A 25,302-nucleotide genomic window follows, 5' to 3' on the forward strand; every position below is an offset into this window, starting at 1 on the left:
CCAGCACCGCCTCGAACACTGTCTGGTCGCCGAGCGTGATGGCGAGCGCCTGTCCCGGCAGCACCAGCGAGAGCAGCGCATGCGCGTCGGCGAGCGAGCGGGCATCGGCCGCGGCCGTGTCGCGGTCGCCGAGATCCTCGATACCGGCCTGGAAGAACTCGTTGCCGCCCTCACGGCGCTGGCGGAACACTTCGCCGAGATAGGAATAGCGGCGCGGCGTGCCGGCCTGGCTGGCGATGTGGTCGAGGCAGACGGGAATGGTGAATTCGGGCCTGAGGCACAGCGTCTTGCCTGTCTCGCTCTCGGTGAGGAAGATGCGGCGGCGCAAATCCTCGCCGGCCATGTCGAGGAACGGATCGGCTGGCTGCAGCACGGCGACTTCGACGGCGTGGGTGTCCCGCTCAGCGAAGAGTTTTGCGATATCGGCGGCGATGGCGGGGTAGCGGGAGGTCATGGGGAGGTTGGGCGCGAGGCACCCCCCTCTGGCCTGCCGGCCATCTCCCCCGCAAGGGGGGAGATCGGCAGCTTCAAGCCGGGCACCTTTTTTCCAGCGCTGGCGATTGGCGAAACCATACGCGACATCCAATCTCCCCCCTTGCGGGGGAGATGTCCGGCAGGACACAGGGGGGTGCTCAAGTGCCACCCTTCGCGCGATCGGCCGCCTGCGCCGCCAGGATTTTCTTCACCTCATCAACCAGATCGCCTTCCGCCACCGTCACCTGCGCCGGGCGCGCGGCGCGCCATTCGGCGTTGTCGGTGATCTCGGCCGACAGGCGCGCGCCTTCGATGAGGTCCTTGATCTGCAACTCGCCCTTGGCACGCTCGTCGCCGCCCTGGATAATGGCGACCGGGCTGCCGCGGCGGTCGGCATATTTGAGCTGCGCCTTCATGCCGGCGCCGCCGAGATACATTTCGGAGCGGATGCCGGCAGCGCGCAGATCGGCGACCATCTTCTGATAGCGGCCGAGGCTTTCCGTATCCTTGTCCATCACGAGAACGACGACCGGGGCGATCACATTGGAGACGTCCAACTTGCCGAGGTTCTTCAGCGCCGTCATCAGCCGGGAGACGCCGATGGAGAAGCCGGTCGCCGGCACCGGCTCGCCGCGGAAGCGCGAGACCAGCCCGTCATAACGGCCGCCGCCGCCAACGGAGCCGAAGCGCACGATCTGGCCGTCCTCGTTGGGGATCTCGGCCAGCAGCTCGGCCTCGAAGACGGGGCCGGTGTAGTATTCGAGGCCGCGCACGACCGAGGTGTCGATGAGGACGCGGCCGCTGTAGCCGGCGGCATCCACCATGGCGGCGATTGCCGCCAGCTCCTCGACGCCTTCGCGACCGGTGTCGGCGAAATAGTCCAGCGTCTTCAGCCAGCGAATCTGGGCGGCGTTCGGCGAGATGTCGGTCGCGGCTTCCAGCTTGCGCCATTCGCCCGCCGCCGCGCCAGGCTCGTAGTTCATGAAATAGAGCACCGTCTCGATCGCCTTGCGCTCGAGGCCGGCGCCCTTGGTGAAGTCGCCGCTTTCGTCCTTGCGGCCGGCGCCCAGCAATTGCGCGATGCCTTCGGGCCCGATCTTGTCCAGCTTGTCGATGGCGCGCAGCACCGTCAGCCGGCGGCCGGCATTCTGGTCGCCGCCGAGGCCGATCGCCTCCAGCACGCCGTCGAGCACCTTGCGGTTGTTGACGCGGATGATGTAGTCGCCGCGCTTGATGCCGAGCGCCTCCATGACGTCGGCCATCATCATCGCCATCTCGGCGTCCGCGCCAACGCCCGCCACGCCGTTGGGCGTGCCGATGGTGTCGGCATCGAACTGCATGAACTGGCGGAAACGGCCGGGACCGGGCTTCTCGTTGCGGAACACCCAGCCGGAGCGGTAGCTGCGATAGGGCTTCGGCAGCCGGTCGTAGTTCTCGGCGACGAAGCGCGCCGTCGGCGCGGTGAGATCGTAGCGCAGCGACAACCACTGGTCGTCATCGTCCTGGAAGGAGAACACGCCTTCGTTCGGCCGGTCCTGGTCGGGCAGGAATTTGCCGAGCGCATCGGTGTATTCGATCATCGGCTGGTCGACCGGCTCGAAGCCGTAAAGCTCATAGACCGAGCGGATAGTCGCCATCATCTTTTCGACGGCGCGGATGTCTTCGGCGCTGCGGTCGGCAAAACCGCGCGGCAGCCGCGCTTTCGTCTTTTCCGATTTGTCGGCCATGGGATGGGTACTCAGTGTTTCGCGATGCTCCGCGGATAGGAAATTCCTACATCCACGGCGCGGGTGTCCTAACCGATGCGACTTGGTGCGGCAAGGGTTTGCGGCTAGCGGAGGTCGAAGCTATTTCGACACTTGTAACGCCGCGCCGCCCCTCATCCGCCTGCCGGCACCTTCTCCCGTATAGTGACGGGGAGAAGGCGGAAGCTTCGGCGCCGGCACCATTGCTTCAGCGTTGGCGATTGGCGAAACCGGCGATGACAGCGTCCTTCTCCCCGTCACTACACTGTCACTACACGGGGAGAAGTGCCCGGCAGGGCGATGAGGGGCAGCGCCAGCTGACGAAGAAATCAACGCCAATCCCTGCCCGTCGAGGGTTTGCGGACATCCAAAATCTCGAAACAAATCACACCAAAAACGAAACAATTCCGCCACCAGCGCGGCATGCTGCCGACACAATCGACGACCATAAAGCGCGCCGAAACAAGGGGTTCGGGGCCATGGCAACGGCTGAAGACATCATCGAGAGCGGCACCGCCAGGCTGCGGCCTGCCGGCAACCTCGCGCCCAAGCCTGCGCAGCAGCCGGCCGGGCCGTTCGAGGTTACGGCGGAAGCGCAAAAGCCGACGGTACGCGACGCGCTGGTGACCGGGCTGCTGGTGATCTACCCAGCCTTCGCGGCCGTGGCGGCCATTCTTGCCGGGCTGTTTTTGACAAGCGCCGGCAGCGTCTGAGTTAGCACCCTAACCTTCCCCTTGTGGAAGAAGGTGGATCGGTGCGCAACACCGAGACGGTTGAGGAGGGGTGCTTCAGTGGAGTGAGACGCTGGCATTCCCTGGAACACCCCTCATCCGTCGCCTTCGGCGATACTTTCTCCCACCAAGGGGAGAAGGGGAAGTGCGACTACCTCGGCCGCTTGAACCTCTTCCGTTCCGCTTCCACCTCGGCGCGGCAGACACAGCCTTCGAGATGGTCGTTGACCAGACCCATCGCCTGCATGAAGGCGTAGACGGTGGTCGGGCCGACGAAGCTCCAACCGCGCTTCTTCAATTCCTTCGAGATCCGGACCGAGACCGCCGTCGTCGGATTGGCGCGCAGATGCGCGAGGTCGACGATTTCTGGCCGTTCGTCGGAGCCAGGCTCGAATTTCCAGAACCACGCCGCCAGCGAGCCGAATTCATCGACCATTTCGCGGGCGCGCTTGGCGTTGTTGATGGTCGAGACGATCTTGCCGCGATGGCGGATGATGCCGGCATTGCCGAGCAGGCGTTCGACGTCCTTTTCGGTAAAGAGCGCCACCTTGTCGAAGTCGAAATTGGCGAAGGCCTCGCGGAAATTGTCGCGCTTGCGCAGGATGGTCAGCCACGAAAGCCCCGACTGGAAACCCTCGAGGCAAATCTTCTCGAACAGCCGGCGGTCGTCGGCCACCGGCCGGCCCCATTCATGGTCGTGATAGTGCAGATAGTCCGGCAGGTTGCCGTGCCAGAAGCAGCGCGCGATACCATCGGGGCCGTCGAGCAGGCCGGCATTTTCTTGTCCCATCACTAGCAAATCCGTCGTTAATGCGCACAAGCGTCGATTTTACCGTGGCTTTACCAGATTCCTAAACCGGCCGGTAACCACACCAAAAAGTTTACTGACAAGTCGGCATTTTACGCATTCCGATTCATGTTTCGGTTGCCGCTCCGCGCCAAGGATCGCCAAGCCCAGGGCCCCTTCCCCGCCCTCGGACGAGTTCGACGATCAAGGTGCGTTCCGATGAAGACAGCGTTCACTTTCGTGCTCGGCGCAGCCGCGGTGCTTGCCGCCAGCGCGACGACCTCTTTCGCCAACGACCGTTATGCCGATAGGCCGCCGGTGATGGTGAGCCCCGATCTGTCGGCGCCTTGGGTACTGCAGCTCGGCCATGCGCCGGGCCTCGTGCGCCCGAGCCGCCAGGCGACGCAGCAGCCGCTGCGACGGCTTTTCCGGGCACACCCCGACCAGCAGCGCACCGCGGCCGTGCAGCAGCCCGCCAAGCGCATGGTGATGCGGCCGCAGATCGACCCGATCTACCTGCCGCAGGAAGTCGCCTATGACGGCCCTCAGAAGCCCGGCACCATCGTGATCGATACCAAGCAGAACTTCCTCTTCCTGGTCGAGAAGAACGGCAAGGCGCGGCGCTACGGCGTCGGCACCGGCAAGCCCGGTTTCGAATGGTCGGGCACGCACAAGATCACCGACAAGAAGGTGTGGCCGGACTGGCGCCCGCCGGCGGTGATGATCAAGCGGGAGGCGGCCAAGGGCCGCTACCTGCCGACCTATCTTGCCGGCGGCATCGAGAACCCGCTCGGCGCGCGCGCGCTCTATCTCGGCACCACCGAATACCGCATTCACGGCACCAACCAGCCCTGGACGATCGGGGGCGCGGTGTCTTCCGGTTGCATCCGCATGCGCAACGAGGACGTCGTCGACCTTTACGAGCGCGTGAATGTCGGAACGACGGTCGAGGTGATATAGCGACTGCGAATCAGCCGATTAGGCGGCGCTGAGTCGGTTTTGGCGCAGCTGTTGCCCTGAAGCCATAGCGCGCTTTTGGCAGACGTGCTTAGACTGGCAACGAGTTAACGGGGGACGGGTCGTGTGGGGATACGGCCAGTCACGAGAGGGCAGCACGGGCAACCGCGCTGCCCTTTTCGTTTCAATCCCTGCATTTGGTCGCCTCGGAAGCAGGGCGGTTCGCAATTCGGGGCTGATTTCCGGACAGTCCTCTGCTATTGCAGCGCACAAATCTTGGTTTTTACGCAATTCCGGGCGGGAAGCCGCCTGCCTGGAATTGTTCCAGAAGGCAGAGGTGCCAGCCATGACCCGGTCCGACGACAGCCGCTATCTGAGAGGCGGTCCGGTCGCCCAGCGCATCATCGCTTCCGTGCGCGAGGACGCGGCAATCGCCGCGGCAGAAGGTTTTCCGCCGAAGCTGGTCTCGATCACCGTCGGCGATACCGACGCGGTTGATGTCTATGTGCGCAACCAGCGCGCCAAGGCGGAGCTTGCGGGCATCGGCTTCGAGGAACGGCGTTTTGCCGCCGACATCACGGCGGGCGAGCTGGAAGCCGCCATCCACGGCCTCAACGCCGACCCGCGCGTCACCGGCATCATCATCCAGCGGCCGGTGCCGGCGCATATCCCGATCAAGACGCTGCAGGCGGCGGTGCATCCGCTGAAGGACGTCGAGGGCATGCATCCGGCCTCGATCGGCAACATCGTCTACAACCAGCTCGATCTCGCGCCCTGCACGGCGGCAGCCTCGGTCGAGCTGCTGAAGGAGACCGGCCTCGACTTGAAGGGGCTCGAGGTCGTCGTGGTCGGCCATTCCGAGATCGTCGGTAAGCCGATCGCTTTCCTTTTGATGAGCGAGGGCGCAACCGTTACGGTGTGCCATCACATGACGCGCTCGGTGGCGGCGCATGCGAGGCGCGCCGATGCGCTGTTCGTCGCCGTCGGCAGGCCGCGGCTGATCAAGGCCGAGATGGTGAAGCCTGGAGCCTGCGTCATCGACATCGGCATCAATTCGGAAATCGGCCCGGATGGCGAAAGCCGCATCGTCGGCGACGTCGACACCGAGAGCGTCAAGGAGGTCGCCTCCTGGATCACGCCGGTGCCGGGCGGCGTCGGCCCGCTCACGGTCGCGATCCTGCTCCGCAACACCATGGTGGCGCTCAACCGCCAGCGCGCGCTCTACCGCGCGACCTACGGCGTGGCGGACAAGCTCGCAGCGGAGTAGCTATTCGGCAGCGATCAAACCGCTTTCGGAGACGCCTTCCGGCTTCGGGCCGCCATAAGCCCAGTCGAGCAGCTTCACCGTATGCACTACCGGCAGCTTCGCGGCGGACGCTATCTGGGTGATGCAGCCGATGTTGCCGGTTGCGACGATTTCGGCGCCCGTCGCTTCGATGTTTTTCACCTTGCGGTCGCGCAGCCTGGCCGAGATTTCGGACTGCAGGATGTTGTAGGTGCCGGCCGAGCCGCAGCACAGATGCCCCTCGCGCGGCTCGCGCACGACGAAGCCGGCCTTTGTGAGAAGCTCCTTCGGCTGGCGCGTGATCTTCTGGCCGTGCTGCATCGAGCAGGCGGAATGATAGGCGACGACTGTGCCCGGCTTTCGCACCGGTTCGGGCAGGTTGAGAGCGGCGAGGTATTCGGTGACGTCCTTGGCCAGCGCCGAGACACGCGCCGCCTTTTCCGCATAGGCCGGATCGAGGCGCAGCATGAAGCCGTAATCCTTGATCGTCGTGCCGCAGCCGGAAGCCGTGATGATGATGGCGTCGAGCCCGCCCTGCTCGATGGCCCGCGTCCAGGCATCGACATTTTGCCTGGCCGACGCAAGGGCCTGATCCTCGCGGCCCATGTGATGAACGAGCGCGCCGCAGCAGCCCTCGCCTTGCGGCACCACGACCTCGACGCCGAGCCTTGTCAGCAAGGAGATGGTCGCTTCATTGATGGCGGGATCGAGCACCGACTGCGCGCAGCCGGTGAGGATGGCGACGCGGCCGCGTTTTTTGGTCCCCTGCCCGGCATGCGCGCCGGGCGAGGCCATTGCCGATGCCGGCGGGATCGACGAGGGCGCAAGTTTGAGCATCGCCGCGACCGGCTTCAGCGCCGGCAGCTTTTCGAACAGGCCGATGAATGGCCGGCCAAGCCCCGCTAATTTCAGCGCGGCGCGGAAGCGGCTCGGATAAGGCAGCACGAAAGCCAGAATGGCGCGCGTCAGCCGGTCTGGCAGCGGCCGCTTGTAGGTCTTCTGGATGTGGGCGCGGGCATGATCGACCAGATGCATGTAGTTCACGCCCGAGGGGCATGTCGTCATGCAGGCGAGGCAGGACAGGCAGCGGTCGATATGGGTGACGATCTCCCTGTCCGCCGGCCGGCCGTTCTCCAGCATGTCCTTGATGAGATAGATGCGGCCGCGCGGCGAATCCAACTCGTTGCCCAATGTGACATAGGTCGGGCAGGTGGCGGTGCAGAAGCCGCAATGCACGCATTTGCGCAGGATCTTTTCCGATTCCGCGACATGCGGATCGGCAAGCTGCGCGGCGGAGAAATTGGTCTGCACGAAAATGTCCTATTGTCCGAGTAGCCAGCTTTGCGGGTTCCTGACCGGCTCGCCGCGCTGCAGCGCCTGCAGGCCGAGAATGCAGCGGACGATGAACCAGACGGCAACCGCAAACATCAGCAGGAAGCCGATCGCGAGCATCATCAGGACCACGGAGATCAGCGCGTAGAGAAGGCCGATCCAGAACGTCCTGATCAGGAATGTGTAGTGGCTTTCGACGAAGCCGCCCGCCTTGCCGCGATTGATGTAGGCGAGCACGATTCCGATAATGCCGGTGACCCCGACGACAAGGCTGGCCAGGTAAAGAATATAGATCACCAGCGCGTTGGTCTGACCCGGCTCAAGCCAGCGGTCGGTCTGGCGCGAGCCTGTGTCCGGGCCTGGATTGGCATTGCTCATGGTGCTGCTACCTCCGTTGACCGAGGAAGAGTAGCAGAGCTGGAACCCGACGCCATGCGGCCGGGGTTGAGAATGTGCTTCGGATCGAACTCGGCCTTGAGCCGCGCGGAGAGCGCCGCCAGATGTGGCGGCTGTGGATCGAACACCGGCAAAGCCGCGCGATGCGAGGCAGACGCCCGCACCAGCGTCGCGTGGCCGCCGCCATATTTGCGGATCAAGCCGCGCAGCAGCTCAGCCTCCGGGTCGTTCTCGCGCATCGAGAGCCACACAAGGCCGCCTTGCCAGTCGTAGAATGCATCGACGGCCGCCTGCATGCGCAGCGCCATCACCATGTGGTGCGCCTCAGACGGCGCCATCGAGACGCGCCAAACGGGCCTCGCAACGACGTCAGCGAACGGCACGCAATCGCGGACATCGCGCCAGATCGTCTTCGACGCTTCGCCGGCGATCTCTTCCAGCGGCCCGGCCTTGCCGAGCAGTTGCTTCAGCGCCTCGATGCGATAGACGACCGACGGACCAAAGCCTTCGACGCGCAGTAGTGTCGCGGCATCGCTGCCAAGCTTACCGGCGGCGACGCGCGCGGCGATGCGCTCCGGCAGATGCGCCGCGCTCGACACTTCGGCGCTGGAGCCAAGCGCCAGCGCCATGGCGGCGACGGCGGCATCGTCGAGCAGGCCACGAATGGCCATGGTCACCTCGGTCTCGGCCGCGGGCAGCACCTTGAAGGTGACGTCGGTGAGCACGGCAAGCGTGCCCCAACTCCCCGCCATCAGCTTGGAGAGATCGTAGCCGGTAACGTTCTTAACGACGCGGCCGCCCGACTTGAAGGCCTCGCCACGTCCGGAGACAGCGGCAATGCCGAGGATATGGTCGCGCGCGGCGCCTGCCTTGAGACGCCTGGGACCGGACAGGTTCGAAGCCAGCATGCCGCCGATGGTGCCCTTGCCCGGCTCGCCGCCGAGCAGCGGGCCATAGTCCATCGGCTCGAAAGCGAATTGCTGGCCGTTCTCGGCCAGCAGTTTTTCGACTTCGGCAAGCGGCGTGCCGGCACGTGCGGACAGCACCAACTCGGCGGGCTCATAGAGGGTGACGCCGGTGAGCTTCGAAAGGTCGAGCGTATGTTCGGTCTGCAGCGGACGGCCAATGCCGCGCCTGGAGCCGTGGCCGAGGATCTCCAGCGCTGCTTCTTCGCCCGCCGCCCATTGGATGGTGGAGAGGACTTCGGCTGAAGTGGATGGGGTGAAGGTGGTCATGGGTGGACCCTTTTCCTCGCCCCCGCAAAGCGGGGGAGAGCAGATAGGTCGCGTTCCTGCTTAAGCACCAACGTGTCCACTCAAAACCTCGGAATGTCCGGAAACGCCACCTGCCCGCGGTGCACGTGCATACGCCCCAACTCGGCGCAGCGGCGCAGCTGCGGGAAGACCTTGCCGGGGTTGAGCAGATGGTTGGGGTCGAAGGCGCATTTGACCCGCATCTGCTGGTCGAGGTCGATCTGGTTGAACATTTCCGGCATCAGGTCGCGCTTCTCGACGCCGACGCCGTGCTCGCCAGTCAAGACGCCGCCGACCTCGACGCAAAGGCGCAGGATGTCGGCGCCAAAACTCTCGGCCTTGTCGAGTTCGCCCGGCACGTTGGCGTCGTAGAGGATCAGCGGGTGCAGATTGCCGTCGCCGGCATGGAAGACATTGGCGACGCCCAGCCCATACTTTTCGGAGAGATCGCGCATGCCGGCCAGCACGCGCGGCAGCTCCTTGCGCGGGATGGTGCCGTCCATGCAGTAGTAGTCGGGCGAGATGCGGCCGACCGCCGGGAAGGCCGCCTTGCGGCCGGCCCAGAAACTCAGCCGCTCTTGCTCCGACTGCGATATGCGGCAGGTGGTCGAGCCGTTGCGGTAGGCGATCGCCTCGACCAGGCCGATGAGGTGATCGACCTCGACACTCGGCCCGTCGAGCTCGACAATGAGCAGCGCCTCGACATCGAGCGGATAGCCGGCATGGACGAAATCCTCGGCCGCGTGGATCGCCGGGCGATCCATCATCTCCATGCCGCCCGGGATGATGCCGGCGCCGATGATGTCGGCGACGCATTGGCCGCCTTCTTCACTGGTCGGGAAGCCAATCAGAAGCGCACGCGCCGTCTCCGGCTTCTTCAGGATGCGCACGGTGACCTCGGTGACGACGCCGAGCAGGCCTTCCGAGCCGGTCATGACCCCAAGCAGGTCGTAGCCTTCCTGGTCGAGATAGCTGCCGCCAAGCCGCACCACCTCGCCATTCATCAGCACCATCTCGATGCCCAGCACATTGTTGGCGGTGAGCCCGTATTTCAGGCAGTGCACGCCGCCGGAATTTTCGGCGACGTTGCCGCCGATCGAGCAGGCGATCTGGGAGGATGGATCGGGGGCGTAGTAAAAACCCTCCTGCTCGACGGCGGTGGTGATGCCGAGATTGGTGACGCCCGGCTGGGCGACGACGACGCGGTTGGGATAGTCGATCGCAAGAATGCGGTTGAAGCGGCTCATCACCAGAAGCACCGCGTCCTCAAGCGGAAGCGCCCCGCCGGAGAGCGACGTGCCCGAGCCGCGCGGCACGACGCGGATGTTGCGCTCGTTGCAGTATTTCAAGACGCGCGAGACCTGCGCCACCGTCTCCGGCAGCACCACCACCAGCGGCAATTGCCGATAGGCGGTGAGGCCGTCGCTCTCGAAGGCCCGCATTTCGTTGACCGTGTCGACGACGCCCTCGCCCGGCACGATGATGCGCATGTCGGCGACGATCTCGGCGCGCCGGCGCATCGTCTCGGCATCTGGCTTGGGCATGGCAAGGCCGGACATCGGCGCTTCCTCCGCTCGACTGGTCAAAATCTTTTACCAGTGAAGCGCGATTGTTGCAAACCCTGCTTTGGTCGGGATCCGACATCGGCCATACACGCGCTTCCGCAGCGGCAATCTGCCGCTGGCGATCGATCGTATCCGCAGGAAGTCCGGGTGCCTACTCGCCCGGATGCTTGGCCGGCTCGGAATGCATGCGCCGCACGCGGCGCACACCCCACCAGACGAGCAGGATGGCGACCGGCACGGAAGCCGCGGTGACGACTTCCGGCGCGAAGGCGTGGCCGAAGGTCGACGCGCCCTTGGCGACATAGCCGATGAGGCCGACGACATAATAGGAGACGGCGGCGACCGAGAGGCCTTCGACGGTCTGCTGCAGGCGCAATTGCAGCCGGGCGCGGTTGTTCATCGAGGCAAGCAGGTCGCGGTTCTGCTTCTCGACCTCGACATCGACCCAGGTGCGCAGCAGCGTGGTGGCGCGGGTGAGTTTTCGCGACAAGTTGGCCTGACGCTCCTCTACGGAGCGGCAGGTGCGCATGGCCGGCGCCATGCGCCGCAGCAGGAACCCGGCCCAGGTGTCGTAGCCCTGCACCGGCTCTTCATCCAGCGCCTCCAGCCTCTCGGTGACGATACCATCATAGGCGCGGCTGGCGCCGAAGCGATAGAGGCTGGACGCCGCGTCGGCTTCGAGTTCGGCGGCGAGCTCGGTGAGGTCGGCGAGCAAGGTCTGGCTGTCGCGGGTCTCGACCGCCTTCATCTCCAGCGTCGTCTGCGCCAGCCGGTCCTCGATACGGCGGGCGCGGCCGGACAAGGTCAGCGCCAGCGGCAGGCCAAGCATGGCAAGGGTCCGGTAGGTCTCGATGTCGATCAGCCGCTGCGACAAGGCGCCGGTGCTTGCCGGCGTCAGGCCTCGGTCGAGCACCAGCATGCGGGTCAGGCCATCGCCGTCCTGGCGAAAGTCGGTGACGATTGCCGCGGCGCCGCGCTCGACCAGCGAATAGCAGAGGCTGGTCGGGTCGAAACCGGCGATCAGTTTCTCGCTCGCTTGCGTCCATTTGCGGATCTCGAGCCGGATGCCGGAAATCACCGTTCCCGGCGGCGAGAAGCCGTTACCGAAGGGCGAATCCTCCTGGCCCCGGCCGTTTTCGGCCAGCGGCCCTTCCCAGAGATAGGTCGAGAATTCCGTGTGTCGCTCCCAGCGCAACGTGCCCTTGCCCCATCTCATGGCGTGATGGCGGGCATGACGCTCAGGCGCTGCGATGCCGAGGCGCCGCGACAGTTCCGAGAGCACGGCTTGGTCGACGCCGGAACCCCCCTCGGTCATGAAGGAAAGCTGGATAAGCACGCGCGGCTTCTCGACCAGCGGATGCGGACGAGCATGGACCTCGCCCAGCGCGCCGGGGCGTCCTTCATAAGCCGGAAAGCCCAGGACGCTACCTTGGGCGCGCGGCTGGAATTCGAGGTTGGACGTCTCGTCCGACACGGCTGGCCCCCCTGGTTTCGACCGTTCGTGCAATCGGGTTTTCTTGCGGCAATCGGCAAGGCACGTAAACAGCAAATTTTAGCAGCCGCCGATGCAACGGCGCGGCGCCAGAACCGACCGGATCCGGTGAATTGGATAAATAATTTGACCAGTTGGCGACAGAGGCTTTAATCTGCGCGACATCCATCCCGTTCCCAGGCGCCCTCCGTTGAGCGACATCTTCTCCAGGATCGAGCATTCGCGCACCGCCGACGAGGTGGTGCAGCAGATCGAGAGCCTGATCCTCGAAGGCGTGCTGCGCACCGGCGACCGGCTGCCGGGCGAGCGCGAGCTGGCGCGCCAGTTCGACGTGTCGCGGCCGATCCTGCGCGATGCGCTGAAGGCACTGGAGGGACGCGGGCTGCTGACCACCAGGCCGGGCGGCGGTACGCATGTCGCCGACGTCATCGGCCAGCTTTTCACCAAGCCAGTGACCGATCTGATCTCGATGCACCGCAAGGCGGTGACCGACTATCTGGAATACCGGCGCGAGATCGAGGCGATCGCGGCCGAATATGCGGCGCGGCGCGCAACGCCCGAGGATCTCGCCTTGCTCGACCGCATCATGGCGCGCATGGACGAGGCGCACCGCACCGGCGACTTCGACGACGAGGCGGAAATCGACGTCGAATTCCATCATGCGGTCTGCGAATGCGCGCACAACATCATCCTTTTGCATACGCTGCGCTCCTGCTATCGGCTGTTGTCCGAGGGCGTGTTCCAGAACCGGCTTCTGGTCTTCACCGTGCCAGGCGCGCGCGAGGCGCTGCTTGAGCAGCATCGGGCGATCCACGTCGCGATTAAGGCGGCGGATCCGACCGCGGCGCGCAAGGCCGCGATGGACCATATCACCTATGTCGAGCGCTCCATGGCGGAAGCCGAGCGCAGCGGCGACTGGCAGCGCGTATCGCGGCTGAGGCTCAGGCAACGCTCCGAGGCCGGCGACATCGAACCCACACGCAAACGCTCCTAAGCATCGATCAAGCGGGGACCATCATGAGCGACATCCTCACCATCGCCGACCTCAAGGACATGGCGCGCCGCAAGGTACCGAAGATGTTCTTCGACTACGCCGATTCCGGCGCCTGGACGGAGAGCACCTACCGCGCCAACGAGGAGGATTTCGGCAAGATAAAATTTCGCCAGCGCGTGCTGGTCGACATGAGCAACCGCTCGCTGGAATCGACCATGATCGGCGAGAAGGTGGCGATGCCGGTGGCGCTGGCTCCGACCGGGCTGACCGGCATGCAGCATGCCGACGGCGAGATGCTGGCGGCTCAGGCTGCCGAGGAATTCGGCGTGCCGTTCACGCTCTCGACCATGAGCATCTGCTCGATCGAGGATGTCGCCTCGGTGACCAAGAAGCCGTTCTGGTTCCAGCTCTATGTGCTGCGCGACAAGGATTTCGTGCTCAACCTCATCGACCGCGCCAAGGCGGCGAAGTGCTCGGCTTTGGTGCTGACGCTCGACTTGCAGATCCTCGGCCAGCGTCACAAGGATGTGCGCAACGGGCTTTCGGCGCCGCCCAAGATGACGATTGCCAACATCATCGACCTGGCCCTCAAGCCGCGCTGGTGCCTGGGGATCGCCGGCACGCCGCGCCGCACCTTCCGCAACATCGTCGGCCACGCCAAGGGCGTCGGCGACGTCTCTTCGCTGTCGTCCTGGACGACGGAGCAGTTCGACCCGCAGCTGTCGTGGAAGGACGTCGCCTGGATCAAGGAGCGCTGGGGCGGCAAGCTGATCTTGAAGGGCATCCTCGACAAGGAGGACGCGCTGCTGGCGGCCGAGACCGGCGCCGACGCGATCGTCGTCTCCAACCATGGCGGGCGGCAGCTCGACGGCGCCGCCTCCTCGATCTCGGTGCTGGAGGAGGTCGCCGATGCGGTCGGCGACAGGATCGAAGTGCACATGGACGGCGGCATCCGCTCGGGCCAGGATGTGCTCAAGGCGCTTTGCCTCGGCGCCAAGGGCACCTATATCGGCCGGCCTTTCCTCTACGGGCTCGGCGCGATGGGCAAGGCGGGCGTCACCAAGGCGCTCGAGATCATCCGCAAGGAAATGGACATCACGCTGGCGCTGTGCGGTAAGCGTCTGGTAACCGACATGGGCAAGGACCAGCTGCGGCGCTAGGGGCTTATTCACCGATCCGCCCTAGTTTCCCGTGATGACCGACACGGGAAGACGCTCGCCTTGACTGAAACGGGCATCCACTATCTCGACGCGCGCGGGCCGGAAGGCATGCGGCTTTATGCCATCGGCGACGTGCACGGCCGTCACGACCTGCTCGCCGCCATGCACCGCGGGATCGAGAGCGAACTGGAATACGCGCCGTCGTCCGACTGGCGCATCATTCATCTCGGCGACTATGTCGACCGCGGGCCGGACTCCAAAAGCGTCATCGAGTTCCTGATCGAGGCCAAGAAGCGCGATCCGCGCAACATCATGCTTGCCGGCAACCACGATATGGGCATGCTCGATTTTCTCGACGAGCCCGACGCGAACGGCCTGTTCATGCGCTTTGGCGGCGTCCAGACAGCGCTGTCCTACGGCGTGAAGCTTTCGTCCGGCGGCGGCTGGTTCGACAGGTCGGACGACACGCTGCTGCATGGACACGCGGCATTGGTCGACGCGGTGCCGCAAACCCATATCGATTTCTTGAAGTCGCTGTCCTTTTCAGTGACCTTCGGCGACTTCTTCTTCTGTCATGCCGGCATCAGGCCCGGCATTCCGCTCGAAAGCCAGAGCCCGCAAGACCTGATCTGGATCCGCGACGCCTTTCACGATCACCCGGGGCTGTATCCCAAAGTGATCGTGCACGGGCATACGCCGGTGCCGGAAGCCGAGGTGATGGCCAACCGCGTCAATGTCGACACACTCGCCTGGCAAGCGGGAACGCTGAGCGCTCTCGCCGTTGCCGGCGCGGACAAGCGCATCCTGACTGTAACGGGAAAAGCGGCTTAGCCGCGATCCCGAACCGTGCTTCCGTTTATCGGGAAGGATCAGGCTTAGCGAAGCGCGGCGGTGACGCCGTAGCCGTCGACGGCCTGATGATTGTTGGCTGCGTCGGCCGAATAAATGCCGAGGCCGCACACGACGATGGCAGACAGCATGACAAAGGACAAAAGCGCTGCTTTCACGGACGTCATCTCTGGTTGAGCTTTCTGCATCTGTGCACGAGGCGGTTACCAATGCGTTGAAACGATAAAATGCGTCTCAATGTTTCGACGATTTCGCGCTTCTAAGCAGATTCTGTATCGCCGGTGTGTCGCTTGGATCACACAGAAGGTTCATCGCGGTTGCACGGACGATACAGAGCGGGCGCCTTCTAGGATGGCGGGCGAGCACAAGCCAAGGACGAAGCTGGTTTTCCCCAGCTGGAACCGCCGTCGCGTGCCAATTATGTCACGCTTGGAACGATCGGTGAGATGACTAGATGGTCGCCACCCAGGCGCGGGCGATCGCCAGGCCGGCAGCGTCGGCATCGGGGCCGTTGCGGGCCATCTCGTCGTCGAGCTTGCCGGCCCAGTCGGGGTGACGGTCGGCGATCAGCGATGCGAAGGATGTGCTCCAGTCGCGTACCAGCGGACGGTCGGCCTCGAAATGGAACTGAAAGCCATAGACGGCGGGCCGATGCGAAAGGCCTGGTTCGTGGCGACTTCGTTGCCGGCAAGCCGGACGGCGGTTTCGGGCAGGTCGAACGTGTCGTCGTGCCACTGGAAGATCGGGAAATTTTCCGGCAGCGCGCCAAGCACCGGATCGGCCTTGGCCGCCGTCGTCAGCGATACGCCACGCCAGCCGAATTCAACCGCACCGCCGATGTGGTTGTCGGCGCCAAAGGCGCGGGCGACGAGCTGGCCGCCAAGGCAGATGCCGAGCACCGACCGGTCCTTGCCGGCGAAATCGCGCGTCAGTTCGAGCAAGGCCGGAAAATAGGAATAGTCGTCGTCGGCCAGCGCATTCTGGCCGCCGCCCAGCACCACCATGGCATCGTGACCATTCGCGTCCTGCGGCAGCGGATCGCCCTGGTAAGGACGGCGCAGGTCGAGCTCGGCGCCGGCCTCCGCGAGAGCGGCGCCGACCTGGCCGAGGCCGGTATTGTCGTAGTTCTGGACCACCAGCACCCGCATCTAGAAACCCTGCTGACATGAAATTGCTGGGGCGAGCGATATCATGCCGCCTCCCTTTCAGCCAAGCTGCGTGCCGGAGAGAAAGCTATGCCACTGCAGAACCGGGTCGATCCGTTCGGCGCCATCCATGCCGTGCCCGAGCGCGGCCTGTTCATGGGCAATCGCGGCATCATCCATGACCCCGAGACGAAAACGCTTCTGAGGAAGCGCTGGGCCTTGCCGGCCTGGATCATCTGCGCTTGTGAGTTCCGCAACGTGCGGCGCGAGCCGATGGGCCGCAATCGCCCCGCTGGCAAGGCCGGCTGGACCGAGTTGTTCTTCCTCGACGAGGTGACGGCGCTAGCCTCCGGCCACCGGCCCTGCTTCTTCTGCCGGCGCGAACGGGCGGCCGACTTCGTGCGGCGTTTCGGCGAGGCCTTCGACGTTCCCGACCCTCGCGCGCCGATGGTCGACAAACGGCTGCACAAGGAGCGGTTGGCCTCGGGCGGCCGGCCGCCGCCCGTCTCGTCGGATGAACTCGCCGGTTTGCCGGATGGAGCAGTCGTGGCCGACGGTGAGACCGCCTATGCGCTCCGCACCGGCAAGGCGCTCGAATGGTCCTTCGCAGGCTATGCCGAGCCTGTTCCGTTCAACCGCCTCGCTGGGCGATCGCTGCGGCTGATCACGCCCGCCACCAGCGTTTCGGTGCTAAGGCAAGGCTACGTGCCGGTCTGGCATCCGTCCGCCGATACTTGACGGCGTCCATCGCCTCGCCCATTGCTCGGCCATGCGCGCTAATTACAAAATGCAGCGGCTGTTCGTGCCGGACGATCTCGAACCGGGCCTCGAATTCGATGCCGGACAACAGCAGAGCCACTATCTCGCGCATGTGCTGCGGCTCGGCGAAGGCGCCGAAGTTCTGCTTTTCAACGGCCGCGACGGCGAGTGGTCGGCTTCGATCGCCGCCAGATCCAAGAAAGCCGTCCGGCTCAAGGTGGTCTCCCTGCAGCGGCCGCAGCCGCCGCTGCCTGATCTCGTCTACTGCTTCGCGCCGCTGAAGCAGGGCCGGCTCGATTATCTCGTGCAGAAGGCGGTCGAAATGGGCGCCGGCATCCTGCAGCCGGTCATCACTCAGCATACGCAAGTGGCAAAGCCCGGCATCGATCGACTGCGCGCCAATGTCGTCGAAGCGGCCGAGCAATGCGGTATCCTGGCCGTGCCGGACGTGCGCGAGGCGGAGAAGCTGGAGCGGCTGCTCGGCGGCTGGGACAAGGAACGGCGGCTGATCTTCTGCGACGAGGATGCCTCGACCACCAATCCGCTACCGGCTTTGCAGAAGGTAAGTGAGAAAAAATTCGCGCTGCTGGTCGGGCCGGAGGGCGGATTTTCCGACGATGAGCGCAGGATGCTGCGGGCGCTGCCCTTCGTCACCGCCATCCCGCTCGGACCGCGCATCCTGCGCGCCGATACGGCGGCGGTGGCGGCGCTTGCCGTGATGCAGGCGACGATCGGCGACTGGTGATCAAATCCAGTTGAGCCGTGGCTCAGGATTTTTCGCTTGATCGGCTACTGACATTTCGTCCATCTAGCGCCCGGCGGTCGACCGACCGCTGCGGAGGGCTTTTTCATGGCGCGCGACACAACCGATACCAGTCCAATCGAAGGCATCGACGAACTCGTCGGCTACCTGGCCGCGGGCAACAAGCCACGCGACAAATGGCGCATCGGCACCGAGCACGAGAAATTCCCCTTCTATGTCGACGGCAACGCGCCGGTGCCCTATGGCGGCGAGCGCGGCATCCGCGCCATCCTCGAAGGCATGCAGGAAAAGCTCGGCTGGGATCCGATCATGGATGCCGGCCGCATCATCGGCCTGGTCGAGCCGACCGGCCAGGGCGCGATCTCGCTGGAGCCGGGCGGACAGTTCGAGCTCTCCGGGGCGCCGCTGGAAACGATCCACCAGACCTGCCGCGAGGGCAACGCGCATCTGGCGCAGGTGCGCGAGATCGCCGAGCCCCTTGGCATCCGCTTCCTCGGGCTCGGCGGCAGCCCAAAATGGTCGCTCGCCGAAACGCCGAAAATGCCGAAGTCGCGTTACGAGATCATGACCCGCTACATGCCGAAGGTCGGCACCAAGGGCCTCGACATGATGTACCGCACCTGCACGATCCAGGTGAATCTCGATTTCGAAAGCGAAGCAGACATGCGCCGCAAGATGCAGGTGTCGCTGAAGCTGCAGCCGCTGTCGACGGCACTGTTCGCCAATTCGCCTTTCACCGAGAGCCGGCCGAACGGGCTGCAAAGCTGGCGCGGCGACATCTGGCGCGACACCGACAACCAGCGCTCGGGCATGCTCGAATTCTGCTTCGCGCCGGATTTCGGCTTTGCCGATTATGTCGAATGGGCGCTCGACGTGCCGATGTATTTCGTCATTCGCGACGGGCAGTATCACGACATGACGCGCTACACCTTCCGCCAGTTCATGGCGGGCGCCGCCCGCAACGAGGTTCCCGACGGCCTGCCGACGATGGGCGACTGGGCAAACCATCTCTCGACGCTGTTCCCGGATGTGCGGCTGAAGCGCTTTCTCGAGATGCGCGGCGCCGATGGCGGGCCGTGGCGGCGCATCTGCGCCTTGCCGGCCTTCTGGGTCGGGCTGCTCTACGACGAGCAGGCGTTGGACGCCGCCGAAGCGCTGACCTCGAGCTGGACCTACCAGGAGGCGCTGGCGATGCGCAACGCGGTGCCGGAGCACGGCATTGCGGCGCCGTTCCGCAACACCACCTTGCGCGAGGTTGCCCGTGACGTACTCGCCATCGCGCGCACTGGGCTGAAGAACCGCGCGCGCAAGAACCGCGACGGCTATGACGAGACCTCGTTCCTCAACACGCTTGACGAAGTCGTGGCGCGCGGCACCACCAGCGCCGAGGAGATGCTGTCGGCCTATCACACGCGCTGGGGCGGCTCGATCGAGCCGGTGTTCATGGAATATGCCTATTAACCGTTCGCCTGCCGCCTGACAGTGACGCGGCAAAAGCTGCTTCAATCGGGGATGGAAACGAACTAGGTTCCTCCGTGAGGATATTGCGGAGGAGATCCCATGCCTTCCCTGTTCGATATGTTTTCGCAAGCCCAGAACGGCGCCGGCATGCAGGCGCTGGCTCAGCAGTATGGCCTGTCGATGCAGCAGACCCAGGCAGCGGTCCAAGCACTGCTGCCGGCCTTCTCGCAAGGGCTCCAGCGTAACACAGCCGATCCTTACGGGATGGGCGCCTTCATGACAGCGATGGCGAGCGGCCAGCACGCCAAATATTTCGAGGACGCCACCCGGGCCTTCACGCCGCAAGGCATCGATGAAGGCAACGGCATCCTCGGCCATCTGTTCGGCTCGAAAGACCTGTCGCGCGCCGTCGCTGCCCAGGCCGCGCAGGCCACCGGGCTCAGCCAGCAGGTGCTGCAGCAGATGCTGCCGGCCATGGCCTCGATGATGATGGGCGGGCTGTTCAAGCAAACCAACAATCAAATGCAGGCCGCCGGCTTCGGCGGCGGCAATCCGCTCGGCGAGATCATCGAGGAGATGATGCGGCAAGTGGGCGGCGGTGTGCAGGCCCAGCAACCGCGTCAGGCGCCGCAACCCAATCCCTATGGCGACAACCCGCTCGGCAAAGTGCTGCAGGATATGTTCGGCGGCGGCGCGCAACAGCCGCAAGGCCAGCCGCAGCAAGCGCCAAACCCTTACGGCGACAATCCGCTCGGCAAGGTGCTGCAAGACATGTTCGGCGGCGGCGCGCAGCAGCCGCAAGGCCGACCGCAGCAGAACCAGCCACAGCAGACGCAAAGCCCCTACGGCGACAGTCCGCTCGGCAAGATCTTCGAGGAGATGCTGCGCCAGGGCGGCGGCGGGTTCGGGCTGCCCGGCGGACAGCCGGCGCCACAACAGCCGCAACAGCGCCAACCACAGCAGAGTCAGCCGCCGCAGCCGCAAACCAATCCGAGCGGCCGGCCGCGGAACCCGTTCGACGATATCTTCGGTAGGATGTTCGAGACCGGCGCGCAGCAGCGCGACGAGTATCAGAAGGGCATGGAGACGATCTTCGACCAGTTCAAGCGCGGCATGGACCGGCGGTAGGTCTTATCGCTGACGTTCGGTGTGTCGGGATTCAGGTCAGGCCGAGTCGAAAATGGTGGATTTCGAGAACCGGAACGGAGCGTACTTGAAGTACGTGAGCACCGGAAGCGCAGAAAGCCGCCATTTGCAGCCCGGCATCACCTGAATCCCGACACCCCGAAAAAAATGCCCGGTCCTGGAGGAGAACCGGGCAATGTGCAGGCAGGCCGGCGGGGAACCGGCAGGGAGTGTGGGAGCCTGCATGAAGCTTGGTCGCGCCGGGCCTTCAAAAGGTTCAAGGGCGACCGAAATGCAGTCGCGCAGCCAGTCAGGCGACCTTGCGGGCGAGATCCTCGACCGTGTCGGCCCGCTCGCTGGCTATCACGCGCAGTTTCGCAGTCGGATCGCGGCCGAAAGGCACGTCGATGGCGACGTGAAGATCGGCGCGGGTCAGGCCGATATCGGCAAGCTCGGCATCCGACATCTCGCCAAGGCGATAGAAGGCGCGGCGATTTTTCCAGGCGCGAAAGGCGTTGGCGACCGCATTGAGCACGCGCGTCGCAACGGCCGGACGCGTGGTGATGCGCGGGGTCTCGGAGGCGAATTCAATCGTGGTCATGTCAGTCTCTCCTTCAGGAGTCGGGCGGACGAAACCATGCAATCGGCGCCTGGGAGGGGCGCCGTTGGGGTCTCGATACACATGCCTTCATGTGGACGATGCCAATTTGCCACTGCGCGATTGATTAATCCAACGAATGTTTTTAATCTTTAGCATCAACATCAATGATAGGTTGGACCCGATGAAAGCACCGCTCGATCTCGATCAGTTGCAGACCTTCATCTCGATTGCCGACACCGGCAGCTTCACCCGCGCTGCCGAAGAGGTGCACCGGACGCAGTCGGCGGTGTCGATGCAGATGCGCCGGCTGGAGGAGCGGATCGGCAAGCCGCTGTTCGAAAAGGACGGCCGCACCAACAAGCTAACCGAGGAAGGCGACAGGCTGCTTTCCTATGCAAGGCGGCTGATCTACCTCAATCGCGAGACGCTCGCCGCCTTCGACGACCAGCGGCTCGAAGGCACGATCCGCATCGGCACGCCGGACGACTATGCCGACCGTTTCCTGCCGGAGATCATGGCGCGCTTCTCGCGCTCCAACCCGCGCGTCGAGCTAACCGTCATCTGCGAGCCGACGCCGGGCCTGGTCGAGCACATAAAGCGCGGCAATCTCGATCTCGCGCTGGTGACGCACAACGACACGCGCGGCCAGTCGGAAGTGGTGCGGCGCGAGCCGCTTTTGTGGGTCACCTCGGCGAACCACGCCACGCATGAGCAGGAGATCCTGCCGATGGCGTTCGGCCGGCCGAACTGCATCTGGCGCCGCGCGGCCGTCGACGTGCTCGACCGGCAGAACCGCGAATATCGCGTGCTCTTCTCCAGCTTCTCGGCCACCGTGATCACCGCCGCCGTGCTGTCCGGCCTCGCCATCTCGGTGCTACCGGAATGCGCGCTCAGGCCCGGCATGCGCGTACTCGGCGAGGCCGACGGGTTCGATGCGCTGCCGGATTGCCGCATCGGCATCATGCGCGGCCAGACCTCGCAGCCGGAGATCGTCGACGCGCTCGCCCGCCACATCGCGGAAAGCCTGGACAACATTTCCGTGCCGGTCGGCGAAGAGACAGGGAGCTTCGACTTCGCGGCGCTCGCCTATGCCAAGATGAAGCGGACTAAGGCAAACCAGATCCTGCCTGGCTGGTAATCCTTGGGGCCTTGTTCGGTCGCGCTAGGCGCGAGCGGCGGTCGGCTCGACCTCGTCCGGCGAAGTCAGACCGGAAAGGCCGAGCAGTTGGACCGGCTCGAGCGGCGGCGACAAGAAATAGCCCTGTAGTTGCCGGCAGCCCATGGCGACCAGCAGCACCTTCTGCGCCTCGGTCTCGACACCCTCGGCGGTGACGTCGACCCCGAGCGCCATGGCGAGATCGATCAGCGCCTTGACGATCGCCGCCGAGTTGCCGTCGCCATCGAGAAGCCGCACGAAGGATCGGTCTATCTTGAGCTTGTCGATGGCGTGGCGGCGCAGGTAGCTCAGCGATGAATACCCGGTACCGAAATCGTCCAGAACGATGCCGACGCCCAACTGACGCAAGGTGGCCAGAGCGGCCCTCGAAGCATCGCTATTGTCCAGAAGCACGCTTTCGGTGATCTCGAACTGCAGGCGCTGCGGCGCCAGCCCGGTGTCGGCAAGGATCGACGCAACCTGTTCCGGAAAGCCGGCGTCGCGCAACTGCAGCGGTGACACGTTGACGGCGAGCCACGGCAAGTCGGTTCGCACGGCGAAGCGGCAGGCCTCCTGCAGCACCCACGCGCCGAGCTGGCCGATCATGCCGCGCTCCTCGGCGATGGCGATGAATTGCGCAGCCGGCAATGTGCCATGCACATCATGTCCCCAGCGGATCAGCGCCTCCGCGCCGAGGATCGTCTTGCCGTTCGACGCGAACACCGGCTGGTAGGCGAGCCTGATGCCGGTGCCGCCGTCGAGGGCCTTGCGAAGCTCGGTCTCGACCTTGCGCTTGCGCAAGAGCAGGTCGTCCATGTCGCCGGCGAAGACCTAGTGCCGGCCGCGGCCGTTCTTCTTGGCTTCGTAGAGCGCGATGTCGGCCTTGCGCAGCAAATCGTCGGCATCCGTTTCGCCGCCGGCCGATAGCGCGATGCCGATCGAGGCGCTGACGAAGACCTGATCTTCCATGAGCTTGAATGGCTCCTGCAACTTCTGCAACAGCCGCTCGGCGATATCCTCGGCGGCACGGATATCGCGGATGTCGACGAGGATCAGGGCGAACTCGTCGCCGCCCAGCCGCGCCACGGTATCCACCTCGCGAACGGTGTGCTGCAGCCTGGCCGCCGTCTGGCGCACCAGCTCATCGCCCGCAGGGTGGCCGAGCGTGTCATTGATATGCTTGAAGCGGTCGAGGTCGAGATAAAGCAACCCCACCCTTCCCATGTCGTGAACCGCGATATCCTGGCCGGCCCTGAGCAGGGCCCGCCGCAAGCGGTCCTCGAACAGAGCCCGGTTAGGCAGGCCGGTGAGCGTGTCGTGGAAGGCGAGATATTGCGCCTCATCCTGGCTGGTCTGCAGCGCGGACGAGGCGCGGCGGAGCCTGCGCAGCAGGAACGCCAGGACGCCCGCTGCCACAAGCAGCGCCACGCCCAGCGCCGGCGCCATCTTGCGCACCAGGGTGAGACCGGGCCGTTCCTGATCCCAGCCGACATAGCCGAGGATGACGCCGCGGGAATCGACCAGCGGGACGGCCGCGGCGCCGACCGGTTGCGACAGCGGCACAAGGCGCGCGCCGTCGAGCAGGTACTTTTCGGCGATCTTGTTGATCACCGCGTCGTTGATGAATTCCACCGAAACGTGCAGATATTCGGTGCCTGGCGCCTGCGTGACCCGGTTCGAACTCGGCAGCAGCGGCATCACGCTCAGGATCGCCGGTTTTCCTTGGAGCGACACAAGATCCTCCGCCACCATCTTGGCCGGCTGCCCGAAGGCATCGGCCTTCGGCGACTCAGCGAGCATGCGACGCAGCTTCTCGATGGATGCCTGCAAGGCAGGCTCGTCCTTGCCATAGGCGGACGGATCGACCACCTTGCCTTCCTGCATGGCGTGGACGGGATGGTTGGCGGCGTCGAGTATGTAGACCCGGTTGTGACCGTAATAGGTGTACATCCAGACGCTGAGGTTTTCCTCAATCCAGGTCTGGTTCGCAGCCTTCACATTGGTGATCGCGTCATCCCAGACCGAAACGCTTTCCTGCTCACGCTGAACAGACGCAATCTGATCCTTCAAACCGTCGGCGATGAACATCTTCTGGTGTTCGAGCGAGGCATTGTCGGCCTGCGACGCCGCGTAGAAGCCGAAGCCGACGACCATGGCCAGCGCGAAGACAGCCAGCGTCAGCACGGTCAGCGTGACCTGATGCGTCAATGGGCTGCTGTTGGTGCGTCCGCTCATGCGTTTCCGGCCGGTTTTCCTGCGGCCAGTCAAACCAAATCGGGCTTAAGATCGCGTTATAATATTAGCGGGGATTGCTCCCTGCCTTGACGCGGCCCAATAAGCGTTCCCCAATCACGCGATGAGCGAAGCAGCAACCGAATCACGCAGCAATGCCACCGAATATACGGTGAGCGAGATTTCCGGCGCGCTGAAGCGCACGGTCGAGGACGCTTTCGGCAATGTGCGGGTGCGCGGCGAGATTTCCGGCTATCGCGGGCCGCATTCCTCCGGCCACGCCTATTTCGCGCTGAAGGACGACCGCGCGCGGATCGACGCCGTGGTGTGGAAGACCACGATGTCCAAGCTGAAATTCCGCCCCGAGGAAGGGATGGAAGTGATCGCCAGCGGCAAGCTGACGACCTATCCCGGCAAATCCAACTACCAGATCGTCATCGACAATCTGGAGCCGGCGGGCGCCGGCGCGCTGATGGCGCTGCTCGAAGAACGCAAGCGGCGGCTGCAGGCCGAAGGCCTGTTCGATGCCGGCCGCAAGCGGCGGTTGCCGTTCATGCCGCGCGTCATCGGCGTCGTGACCTCGCCGACGGGCTCGGTGATTCGCGACATCATCCACCGCATCAAGGACCGGTTCCCGCTCACCGTGCTGGTGTGGCCGGTAAGAGTCCAGGGCGAGACAACCGCCAGGGAAGTGACCGCAGCCGTCAACGGCTTCAACGCGCTCACCTGGGACGGCGCCATACGGCAACCCGACGTCCTGATCGTCGCGCGCGGCGGCGGCAGCCTCGAGGACCTTTGGGGATTCAACGACGAAGGTCTGGCGCGCGCTGTCGGGGCCTCGCATATCCCGGTGATCTCCGCAGTCGGGCACGAGACCGACTGGACCCTCATCGACTTCGTTGCCGACATGCGCGCCCCAACGCCGACGGGCGCGGCCGAGATCGCCGTGCCGGTCAGGGCGGACCTGGAGGCCACCTTGGCAAGCCTCGGCGCGCGGCTCAACGCCTGCGTCTCGCGCAATCTGGAGCGCAAGCGCCAGG

24 protein-coding genes and 1 pseudogene are annotated in these 25,302 nt (G+C 64.8%); 12 read left to right on the top strand and 13 right to left on the bottom strand.

Features of this window, described 5'->3' with window-relative positions; genetic code table 11:
* On the bottom strand, positions 1–454 hold a 454-nt coding region (locus DH10_RS13595), incomplete at its 3' end, for an ATP phosphoribosyltransferase regulatory subunit (RefSeq protein ID WP_192384798.1).
* Between the two features lie 178 nt (positions 455–632).
* Entirely contained in the window at positions 633–2,201 is a 1,569-nt protein-coding gene (hisS, locus tag DH10_RS13600; RefSeq protein ID WP_192384799.1) for a histidine--tRNA ligase, read from the bottom strand.
* 497 nt (positions 2,202–2,698) lie between these two features.
* On the opposite strand from hisS, the gene DH10_RS13605 reads away from it, so the two are divergent.
* Complete coding sequence (locus DH10_RS13605; RefSeq protein WP_192252633.1) at positions 2,699–2,932, top strand: hypothetical protein; 234 nt, start codon at positions 2,699–2,701, stop codon at positions 2,930–2,932.
* A gap of 169 nt (positions 2,933–3,101) precedes the next feature.
* Here DH10_RS13605 and DH10_RS13610 read toward each other — a convergent pair whose 3' ends face one another.
* Complete coding sequence (locus DH10_RS13610; RefSeq protein ID WP_192252747.1) at positions 3,102–3,740, bottom strand: DNA-3-methyladenine glycosylase I; 639 nt, start codon at positions 3,738–3,740, stop codon at positions 3,102–3,104.
* A gap of 216 nt (positions 3,741–3,956) precedes the next feature.
* Here DH10_RS13610 and DH10_RS13615 point away from each other — a divergent pair, with 216 nt between their 5' ends.
* Positions 3,957–4,697 carry a L,D-transpeptidase gene (locus DH10_RS13615; protein WP_192252630.1) on the top strand — a complete coding sequence of 247 codons (741 nt, stop codon included), beginning with the start codon at positions 3,957–3,959 and terminating at the stop codon, positions 4,695–4,697.
* Positions 4,698–5,040: 343 nt separating this feature from the next.
* Positions 5,041–5,961, top strand: a complete 921-nt coding sequence (locus DH10_RS13620; protein ID WP_192252627.1) for a bifunctional 5,10-methylenetetrahydrofolate dehydrogenase/5,10-methenyltetrahydrofolate cyclohydrolase — start codon at positions 5,041–5,043, stop codon at positions 5,959–5,961.
* Here DH10_RS13620 and glcF read toward each other — a convergent pair whose 3' ends face one another.
* The 5 genes from glcF to DH10_RS13645 form a co-directional block, all read right to left on the bottom strand.
* Positions 5,962–7,290 carry a glycolate oxidase subunit GlcF gene (gene glcF / locus DH10_RS13625; protein ID WP_192384800.1) on the bottom strand — a complete coding sequence of 443 codons (1,329 nt, stop codon included), beginning with the start codon at positions 7,288–7,290 and terminating at the stop codon, positions 5,962–5,964.
* A gap of 9 nt (positions 7,291–7,299) precedes the next feature.
* Positions 7,300–7,689, bottom strand: a complete 390-nt coding sequence (locus DH10_RS13630; RefSeq protein ID WP_192252621.1) for a DUF4870 family protein — start codon at positions 7,687–7,689, stop codon at positions 7,300–7,302.
* On the bottom strand, positions 7,686–8,942 hold the full coding sequence (locus DH10_RS13635; RefSeq protein ID WP_192384801.1) for an FAD-binding protein: 1,257 nt from the start codon (positions 8,940–8,942) through the stop codon (positions 7,686–7,688). Before DH10_RS13635 ends, DH10_RS13630 begins: the two co-directional genes overlap by 4 nt.
* A gap of 80 nt (positions 8,943–9,022) precedes the next feature.
* The gene (locus tag DH10_RS13640) at positions 9,023–10,519 is read right to left on the bottom strand and encodes an FAD-linked oxidase C-terminal domain-containing protein (RefSeq protein ID WP_192252615.1); all 1,497 of its coding nucleotides are present in this window, start codon (positions 10,517–10,519) and stop codon (positions 9,023–9,025) included.
* Between the two features lie 157 nt (positions 10,520–10,676).
* Positions 10,677–11,999 (bottom strand): DUF3422 family protein, encoded by a 1,323-nt coding sequence (locus tag DH10_RS13645; protein WP_192252612.1) that lies wholly within the window; start codon positions 11,997–11,999, stop codon positions 10,677–10,679.
* Positions 12,000–12,207: 208 nt separating this feature from the next.
* Here DH10_RS13645 and DH10_RS13650 point away from each other — a divergent pair, with 208 nt between their 5' ends.
* From DH10_RS13650 to DH10_RS13660, 3 genes are read left to right on the top strand one after another with little or no spacing between them, the layout of a single operon-like run.
* Positions 12,208–13,011 carry an FCD domain-containing protein gene (locus tag DH10_RS13650; RefSeq protein WP_192252609.1) on the top strand — a complete coding sequence of 268 codons (804 nt, stop codon included), beginning with the start codon at positions 12,208–12,210 and terminating at the stop codon, positions 13,009–13,011.
* Positions 13,012–13,034: 23 nt separating this feature from the next.
* Positions 13,035–14,171 (top strand): alpha-hydroxy acid oxidase, encoded by a 1,137-nt coding sequence (locus DH10_RS13655; RefSeq protein ID WP_192252606.1) that lies wholly within the window; start codon positions 13,035–13,037, stop codon positions 14,169–14,171.
* 60 nt (positions 14,172–14,231) lie between these two features.
* The gene (locus DH10_RS13660) at positions 14,232–15,002 is read left to right on the top strand and encodes a metallophosphoesterase (protein ID WP_192252603.1); all 771 of its coding nucleotides are present in this window, start codon (positions 14,232–14,234) and stop codon (positions 15,000–15,002) included.
* Positions 15,003–15,046: 44 nt separating this feature from the next.
* Here the strand turns inward: DH10_RS13660 and DH10_RS13665 are convergent, their stop codons facing one another.
* The gene (locus tag DH10_RS13665) at positions 15,047–15,187 is read right to left on the bottom strand and encodes a hypothetical protein (RefSeq protein ID WP_124997890.1); all 141 of its coding nucleotides are present in this window, start codon (positions 15,185–15,187) and stop codon (positions 15,047–15,049) included.
* 283 nt (positions 15,188–15,470) lie between these two features.
* Positions 15,471–16,168, bottom strand: a pseudogene (locus DH10_RS13670) (type 1 glutamine amidotransferase).
* Between the two features lie 87 nt (positions 16,169–16,255).
* Between DH10_RS13670 and DH10_RS13675 the strand changes: the two are divergent.
* The 4 genes from DH10_RS13675 (at position 16,256) to DH10_RS13690 (ending at position 20,276) form a co-directional block, all read left to right on the top strand.
* The gene (locus tag DH10_RS13675) at positions 16,256–16,903 is read left to right on the top strand and encodes a hypothetical protein (protein WP_192252597.1); all 648 of its coding nucleotides are present in this window, start codon (positions 16,256–16,258) and stop codon (positions 16,901–16,903) included.
* A 31-nt stretch (positions 16,904–16,934) separates the two neighbouring features.
* The gene (locus DH10_RS13680) at positions 16,935–17,669 is read left to right on the top strand and encodes a 16S rRNA (uracil(1498)-N(3))-methyltransferase (protein ID WP_192252594.1); all 735 of its coding nucleotides are present in this window, start codon (positions 16,935–16,937) and stop codon (positions 17,667–17,669) included.
* A 105-nt stretch (positions 17,670–17,774) separates the two neighbouring features.
* Positions 17,775–19,148: a glutamate--cysteine ligase gene (locus DH10_RS13685; protein ID WP_192252591.1), complete on the top strand. Its 1,374-nt coding sequence runs from the start codon at positions 17,775–17,777 to the stop codon at positions 19,146–19,148.
* Between the two features lie 99 nt (positions 19,149–19,247).
* A complete protein-coding gene (locus tag DH10_RS13690) occupies positions 19,248–20,276 on the top strand; it encodes a DUF937 domain-containing protein (protein ID WP_192252588.1) in 1,029 nt (342 codons plus the stop codon).
* 307 nt (positions 20,277–20,583) lie between these two features.
* On the opposite strand, the gene DH10_RS13695 is transcribed toward DH10_RS13690, so the two are convergent.
* Positions 20,584–20,874 (bottom strand): DUF1127 domain-containing protein, encoded by a 291-nt coding sequence (locus tag DH10_RS13695; RefSeq protein ID WP_192252584.1) that lies wholly within the window; start codon positions 20,872–20,874, stop codon positions 20,584–20,586.
* A 181-nt stretch (positions 20,875–21,055) separates the two neighbouring features.
* On the opposite strand from DH10_RS13695, the gene DH10_RS13700 reads away from it, so the two are divergent.
* Positions 21,056–22,012 carry a LysR substrate-binding domain-containing protein gene (locus DH10_RS13700; protein ID WP_192252581.1) on the top strand — a complete coding sequence of 319 codons (957 nt, stop codon included), beginning with the start codon at positions 21,056–21,058 and terminating at the stop codon, positions 22,010–22,012.
* Between the two features lie 24 nt (positions 22,013–22,036).
* On the opposite strand, the gene DH10_RS36915 is transcribed toward DH10_RS13700, so the two are convergent.
* Together DH10_RS36915 and DH10_RS36920 are read right to left on the bottom strand one after the other, a co-directional pair.
* Positions 22,037–22,846 carry a putative bifunctional diguanylate cyclase/phosphodiesterase gene (locus tag DH10_RS36915; RefSeq protein WP_246506307.1) on the bottom strand — a complete coding sequence of 270 codons (810 nt, stop codon included), beginning with the start codon at positions 22,844–22,846 and terminating at the stop codon, positions 22,037–22,039.
* 15 nt (positions 22,847–22,861) lie between these two features.
* On the bottom strand, positions 22,862–24,265 hold the full coding sequence (locus DH10_RS36920) for a sensor domain-containing diguanylate cyclase (RefSeq protein ID WP_246506306.1): 1,404 nt from the start codon (positions 24,263–24,265) through the stop codon (positions 22,862–22,864).
* A gap of 121 nt (positions 24,266–24,386) precedes the next feature.
* On the opposite strand from DH10_RS36920, the gene xseA reads away from it, so the two are divergent.
* The coding region (xseA, locus tag DH10_RS13710; protein ID WP_192384802.1) for an exodeoxyribonuclease VII large subunit at positions 24,387–25,302 on the top strand (916 nt) is incomplete at its 3' end.

It is taken from the genome of Mesorhizobium silamurunense, assembly GCF_014843825.1.
GTDB lineage: Bacteria > Pseudomonadota > Alphaproteobacteria > Rhizobiales > Rhizobiaceae > Mesorhizobium > Mesorhizobium silamurunense.